The sequence below is a fragment of the Frankia sp. AiPs1 genome, assembly GCF_023716945.1.
Lineage (GTDB): Bacteria > Actinomycetota > Actinomycetes > Frankiales > Frankiaceae > Frankia.
Genome location: NZ_JAMQQF010000945.1, coordinates 1 through 1,362 on the forward strand (window position 1 = coordinate 1; position 1,362 = coordinate 1,362).

1 protein-coding gene is annotated in these 1,362 nt (G+C 75.6%); it reads right to left on the reverse strand.

Translation table 11 applies throughout. The features are described 5' to 3' along the window. The coding region (locus ND748_RS32065) for a type I polyketide synthase (RefSeq protein ID WP_251750024.1) at nucleotides 1-1,362 on the reverse strand (1,362 nt) is incomplete at both ends.

Here is a 1,362-nt window from a genome sequence, read left to right on the forward strand (position 1 = left end):
AGGCCGTTGCGCGGCGCGGGCGGACGCGGCTCGGCCGGGGCCTCCTCGAGGATGACGTGGGCGTTGGTCCCGCTCACCCCGAACGCCGACACGCCGGCCCGGCGCGGACGGCCCTCGCGCCGCCGCCAGGCGACGTTGTCGGTGAGCAGCTCGACGTCGCCGGCCGACCAGTCGACGTGCGGCGAGGGCTCGCGGACGTGCAGGGTGCGCGGCAGCACCTCGTGCCGCAGCGCCTGGACCATCTTGATGATCCCGCAGACCCCGGCCGCGGCCTGGGCGTGACCGATGTTGGACTTCAACGAGCCCAGGTACAGCGGCCGACCGGCCGGCCGGTCCTGGCCGTAGGTCGCAATGACTGCCTGGGCCTCGATCGGGTCGCCGAGCGTGGTGCCGGTGCCGTGCGCCTCGACCGCGTCGACGTCGGCGGTTCGCAGGCCGGCGTTGGCCAGCGCCTGGCGGATGAGGCGCTGCTGGGACAGGCCGTTGGGGGCGGTCAGCCCGTTGCTGGCACCGTCCTGGTTGATCGCCGTGCCGCGCAGCACCGCGTGCACCCGGTGGCCGCGGCGGCGGGCGTCGGAGAGCCGTTCCAGCACCAGCACGCCGGCGCCGTCCGCCCAGCCGGTGCCGTCGGCGTCGGCGGAGAACGCCTTGCACCGCCCGTCCGGCGCCAACCCCCGCTTGCGGCTGAACTCCACCAGGATCCCCGGCGTCGACATGACCGTCACCCCGCCGACCAGCGCCAGGTCGCACTCCCCCGCGCGCAGCGACTGGCTGGCGAGATGGGTCGCGACCAGCGAGGCGGAGCACTGGGTGTCCACGCTCAGCGCCGGCCCCTCCAGGCCGAAGGTGTAGGCGACCCGGCCGGCGATCACCCCGGAGGCGTTACCGGTGAGGAGCTGACCCTGCGCGTCCTGCGGCGCGGTGTGCCAGGCCGGCCCGTAGTCCTGCAGCGAGACCCCGGTGAACACGCCGGTGCGGCTGCCGCGCAGGGAGCGGGGGTCGATGCCGGCCCGCTCCACCGCCTCCCAGGAGACCTCCAGCATCAGCCGCTGCTGCGGGTCGAGGGCGTTGGCCTCCCGCGGGCCGATCCCGAAGAACGCCGGATCGAACTGGTCGATGCCGGTCAGGAACCCGCCGTGGCGGGTGTAGGCGGTGCCGGGATGGTCGGGGTCCGGGTCGTAGAGCCCGGCCAGGTCCCAGCCGCGGTCCTCGGGCAGTCCGGCGACCGCGTCGCGCCCGGCGTGCACCAGCTCCCACAGTGCCTCCGGCGAGTCGACGCCGCCGGCCAGCCGGCAGCCCATGCCGACGATGACGATCGGGTCGTCCGCCGGCCGGTGCCCGTGGCCCGCCGCGGCCCCGACC